The sequence below is a fragment of the Streptomyces sp. NRRL S-495 genome (genome assembly GCF_000966955.1).
Classification (GTDB): domain Bacteria; phylum Actinomycetota; class Actinomycetes; order Streptomycetales; family Streptomycetaceae; genus Kitasatospora; species Kitasatospora purpeofusca.
This window is the reverse complement of the sequence record NZ_JZWY01001112.1, coordinates 1-5059: the sequence shown is the minus strand read 5'-3', so window position 1 is coordinate 5059 and position 5059 is coordinate 1. Positions and strand designations below refer to the sequence as shown.

Annotated in this window: 4 protein-coding genes; 2 read left to right on the top strand and 2 right to left on the bottom strand. The window is 78.0% G+C overall.

The annotated features are described in order from the left end of the window. Positions 1 to 226 (bottom strand): hypothetical protein (locus VR45_RS49745; RefSeq protein ID WP_234326638.1); only part of this gene is annotated, 226 nt, incomplete at its 3' end. Positions 227 to 429: 203 nt separating this feature from the next. Between VR45_RS49745 and VR45_RS39570 the strand changes: the two genes are divergently transcribed. Both VR45_RS39570 and VR45_RS39565 read left to right on the top strand, forming a co-directional pair. Then, positions 430 to 1992 (top strand): CehA/McbA family metallohydrolase, encoded by a 1563-nt coding sequence (locus VR45_RS39570; RefSeq protein WP_045944806.1) that lies wholly within the window; start codon positions 430 to 432, stop codon positions 1990 to 1992. A gap of 274 nt (positions 1993 to 2266) precedes the next feature. Further along, positions 2267 to 2809, top strand: a complete 543-nt coding sequence (locus tag VR45_RS39565; RefSeq protein WP_159394539.1) for an ATP-binding protein — start codon at positions 2267 to 2269, stop codon at positions 2807 to 2809. 388 nt (positions 2810 to 3197) lie between these two features. Here the strand turns inward: VR45_RS39565 and VR45_RS45070 are convergent. Further along, positions 3198 to 5059 (bottom strand): sigma-70 family RNA polymerase sigma factor (locus tag VR45_RS45070; protein WP_078897475.1); only part of this gene is annotated, 1862 nt, incomplete at its 5' end.

Below are 5059 nucleotides of genomic sequence, written 5' to 3'. Positions count from 1 at the left end.
CCTTGGGGGTGGCCTCGGGAACCGGGACCTCAGGGGTCGGGACCGGGGCAGCAGCGGTCGCGGTCGGAGTCGGCGTGGGGGCCACCGGCTCCGCAGTGGGAACGGGCGCCGCCGTGGGGACAGGCGCCGCGGTCGGGACGGACGGCGCGGGGCTCGTCGTCGGCGCGCAGGCGGCCAGGGTGGTGCCGGCCGCGGCCACCAGGAGGGTCCGCCGACTGAGTGACATCAATGCGCTCCGAATCTGCCCGACTGTCAGATGATCTGACTACCTCCTATTCAGGGCCCGCCCCACCCCCCGGCGCAACCCGGGTCCGCCTTCACGGGGCCGCCGTCCGCCGGTGGGGCCCGGCTCACCGGGGGTTCACCCGGGCGAGCGGGTCTCGGGTAGGTACGGGCCGCGAGCATCCCCGGCGAGAGCGGAGGCACCCGATGGCGGACGACGTGCACGAGGAGCAGGCCCGGCCGGGCCGGCGCGGCCTACTGGCCGCGGGCGCGCTCGGCGCGGTGGTGGCGGGCGCCGGTACCGCCCGGGCCGAAGCAGCCGCGGCCCCGGACGCGCCGCAGGACCGGACGAGCACCCTGACCGGGAAGCTGCCGACCGGCGCACCCGACTTCGTGTACCTGCCCTTCGACGTCCCGTCCGGCGTCCGCGAACTCGCCGTCTCCTACCGGTACGACAAGCCGACCGTGCCGCCCGGCACCCCGGGCAACTCCTGCGACATCGGTCTGTTCGACGAGCGCGGCACCGAACTCGGCGGCCGGGGCTTCCGCGGCTGGTCGGGCGGCTTCCGGACCGAGTTCACGGTGAGCCGGGAGCAGGCCACGCCCGGCTACCTGCCGGGGCCGGTCCGCCCGGGCCGCTGGCACATCGTCCTCGGGCCCTACCAGGTGGCGCCGCAGGGGCTGGAGTACCGGGTCGACGTCACGCTGCGGTTCGGCGCGCCCGGCGGCGAGTTCACCCCCGCCTACCCGCCGGAGCGCGCCCGGGGGCGCGGCCGGGCCTGGTACCGGGGCGACTGCCACCTGCACACCGTGCACTCCGACGGGCGCCGCGAGCCCGCCGAGGTGGCCGCCGGGGCGCGCGCGGCCGGGCTGGACTTCATCGTGTCGACCGACCACAACACCTCCTCCGCGCACGGCGCCTGGGGCCCGCTGGCCGGCCCGGACCTGCTGATACTGCTCGGTGAGGAGGTCACCACCCGCAACGGCCACTGGCTGGCACTGGGCCTGCGCCCGGGCGAGTTCGTCGACTGGCGCTACCGCTCCCGCGACGAGGCCCTCCCCCGGTTCGCCCGCCAGGTCCGGCGGCAGGGCGGCCTGGTGGTGCCGGCGCACCCGTACTGCCCGTACGTCGCCTGCCAGTGGAAGTTCGGGTACGAGAGCGCCGACGCCGTCGAGGTGTGGAACGGCCCGTGGACGTACGACGACGAGTCGGCCGTGGACGGCTGGGACGCCCAGCTGGCGGTGGCGCTGCGCGACGGGCGCTCCTGGCTGCCCGCGATCGGCAACAGCGACGCGCACAGCGCCCCGCAGGTGATCGGCTCGCCGCACACCGTCGTGCTCGCCGAGGACCTCAACCGCGACGACGTCCTCGACGGACTGCGCGCCGGGCGCAGCTGGCTCGCCGAATCGGCGGCCGTCCGGCTGGAGTTCACGGCGACCGGGAACGGCCGGCAGGCCGGGATCGGCGAGGAGCTGGCGGTGCCCGCGGACGCGCCGGTGGACGTCCGGCTGGCCGTCTCCGGGGTGCCGAACGGCACGGTGCGGTTCCTGACCGACGAGGGCCAGCTGCACCAGGAGTCGCTGCCCGCCGACGGCGCGGGCACGGTGGTCTGGCGGACGACGGCCTCGCTCGCCGCGTTCGTCCGGGCCGAGGTGCGGCACCCGAGGGCCGACGGGACCCCGGGCCGGGGCAATGCGATGGGCCCGGACCTCCCCTGGGGCCCGATGGCCGCGCTCACCAACCCGATCGTGCTGCGGGCGCGGGCGTAGGCGTTGGCGTTGGCACGGACGCGGGCGTAGCGGGAAGGCGAACGGACGGCGAGGGGCCTGCGGGGGGACGGCGGGAGGTCCGGGGAGGGGAGGACTCCGGGGCGCACCGTGGACTAGGTTGATCCTCGACAGCAGTCACTCGTAGGGACGAGGCGGTCGGCTGTCCGCCTTGCCGGATTCGGCCGGTTCGTGTGCCGACTCCGGCCGGCCCCCGCGTGTTCCGCCCGTCCCGCCCCGGCCCCGTCCGTCCAGGCCCGCGAAGGGATCAGCAGCTGTGAACCGTACGACCGTAGGTGGGCCGGAGCTCGGAGGCGGACGGGGGGCGGGCAGCGTGGTCGTCCTCTCCGACCCGGCCGCCGGCGCCGGGAGCGGCACGGTGGCCCCCCTGGTCGCGGACGCGCTCTTCCCCAGCGTCCACCTGCGCGCGGAGGACTTCCGGCGGGCGGTCCGGCAGGGCTACGTCACCCCGGACCGGCCGGAGGCCCGGCGGCAGAACCTGACCGCGCTGGCGGCCACCGCCCAGGCGGCCTTCGCCTTCGCCGCGGGCGGCTACCAGGTGGTGGTGGAGGGCTCGGTCGCCCCGACCGCGCTGGACGCCTTCCGGCGGGAGAGCCGGGCCACCGGCGCGGCGCTGCACTACGTGGTGCTCAACGGGGGCACGACCGGCGGGGGCACGACCGGCGGTACCGCGGCCGGCAGTGCCGCGGCCGACGGTGCGCCTCAGGCCGAGGACCCGGCGGCGGCGGACGCGGCCGAGGCGACGGCGGACACGGTGCTGGCGGGGCTGCGCCGGGGGGCGTACCTGCTCGGCTGGTGAGCCTGCCGCCGCCCCGGGGGGAGACCGGGGCGGCGGCGGGAACGGAAGGCGGCGAACGGCGGCCGCGAACGGAAGAGGGGCGGCCGGTCGGTTCTGGGGGGACCGACCGGCCGCCCGCGGCACGGCGTCCCGAGCGGCGACGCCCCGGCGTCCGCTCTCCCACAAGAGCGAACGCCGGGGCGGCCGCGGACCCGGCGCCCGAACGGGGGTACGGACGCCGGTGGCGGTGCCGCCACAATGGTCAACGGGCGGCGGATCGGAAGCGGTTCACGGCCTTCCGGTTCGGGTCCGCCCGGACCGGCCGCGGTTTCCCGAAAGGGCAGCGATCCGGGGCGGTGCCCCAGCCGGTCAGCCGCCCGGTCGATCCCCCACCCGCTCGGCCGTCCGGTCAGCCGGCCCAGGCCATCCCGCGGGCCGCCAGGATCGGACGCAGGGCGCGGACCGCGTAGAAGCTGCGGGACTTCACCGTGCCGACCGGCACTCCCAGCACCTGCGCCACCTCGACCATCGACCGGCCCTTCATGTGCAACTCGACCAGGACGTCCCGGTGGTGGGGCTGGAGCTCGGCCATCGCCACCGCCACGTCCCGGGCGACGAGCACCTCGTCGTAGGGGTCGTGGGAACCGGCGTGGTCCTCCGGGGTCTCGTCGGCGACCTCCTGGGCACGGGCGGCCTGCATCCGGTAGTGGTCGATGGCGATCCGGCGCGCCACCGTGAACAGCCACGGACGGCTGTGCTCGGGGCCGCGCTGCACGGCCGCCGGGTTCTGCCAGGCACGCAGCAGGGTCTCCTGGACGATGTCCTCCGCCTTGCCCCGGTCCCCGCTGGTCACCCGGAGCATCGCGCGCAGCAGGTAGCCGCCGTGCAGGCGGTACAGCTCGGCGAGGACGTCCTGGTCCAGCGTGGGCCGGGCGGCGGGCGCGGCAGGCGGGGCGGGCACGGCGGGTACCCGGGCGTCCCCGGAGGTCGTCCCGGCCCGGGCGGTTGCGTCGATGGCCACGGCTGTTGAGCCCCTCACACCATTCATCGGTACCTCGGTCGGTCGGTACCGGGGTCGATCGCTGTCTCGGTGCACCGGGGCAGGCCACCGCGATCGGACGGCTCCCCGGGCGGTGCCACGCTGGCAGCCCGCGCCAACGCGCGGCCAACGCGGCCGCGAACGCCCGCGTTGGCGGGACGTTGGCGGGCCCGCCGGGGTCACTCCGCCGTCCCACGGCGCTCCGGCCCCGGCCCGCCCGGCCGCCCGGTTGCGGCCGACCCTGGCGGCGGCCGCCGCCAGGGCGAGCAGCGCCGCGCCGCCCAGGCTCACCCCGGTGACCGCCGACGCCAGCCGCACCGGCCGCCCGTCCGGCGGCGGCGGGACGACCACGGGTTCGGCCGTGGCGGCCGCGTTCGTCCCCGGCGCCGCGGCCGCTCCGGCGGCGGCCGGGGCGCCGACCGCCGTCACCGGGTCCACCGCTCCCCAGCCCACGGCCGGATCGGGCAGCGCCGTACCGGGCCGGTAGGCGGTCGAACGCAGCCGGTCGGCGAGCTGCTCGACCGTCAGCGACGGCGACCGGCCGAGCACCAGGGCCGCCGTCCCCGCCACCAGCGCGGCGGCGTAGCTCGGCCCGGAGACCGTGAAGGTGCCGCCGCCGGGGCCGGCCGCCAGCAGGCCCTCGCCCGGCGCGGTCACGTCCACCCGCGAGGTCCGCCCGGGGGCGACGGCGGCGGCCGCGCCGCCCGCCTGGCCCGCCGAGCCGGCGGAGCCCGAGCCGGAGACCCCGGCACCGGCCGGGGCGCCGTCCGCACCGATCCCGGCCACCGCGAGCACCCCGGGGTATCCGGCGGGGTAGACCGGGCCGTTCACCGCCTGGTTGTCCGGCCCGACCGGGGCGACCAGCAGCATCCCCTTCGCCGTCGCGTAGCCGACCGCGTCGGCCAGGGCGGGCGCGGGCTCCGCGATCGGCGCCGCGACCAGGCCGATCCGGGCACCGCCGTCGACCGCCGCGCGGATGCCCCGGGCGAGCAGGTCGGCGTTGGTGCTGCCGGCGTCGTCGGTGGCGGCCACGGCCAGCACCTTCGCGGCGGGGGCGACACCGGACGGGCCGCCGTCGGCGGGTCGGCGGCCGGCCACCAGGGTCGCGAGCGCGGTGCCGTGGCCGACGCAGTCCCGGCCCGCGTCGCCGTCCCCGTGCAGTCGGGGCCCGAGCGTGAGCCGCCCGGCCAGCGCACCGGAGCCCGAACCGGCCGTGGCGTCCACCCCGGAGC

Bases quoted from the DNA above. Each gene is read 5' to 3' on its own strand.
- VR45_RS39570 (WP_045944806.1), top strand. From the start codon at position 430: ATGGCGGACGACGTGCACGAGGAGCAGGCCCGGCCGGGCCGGCGCGGC.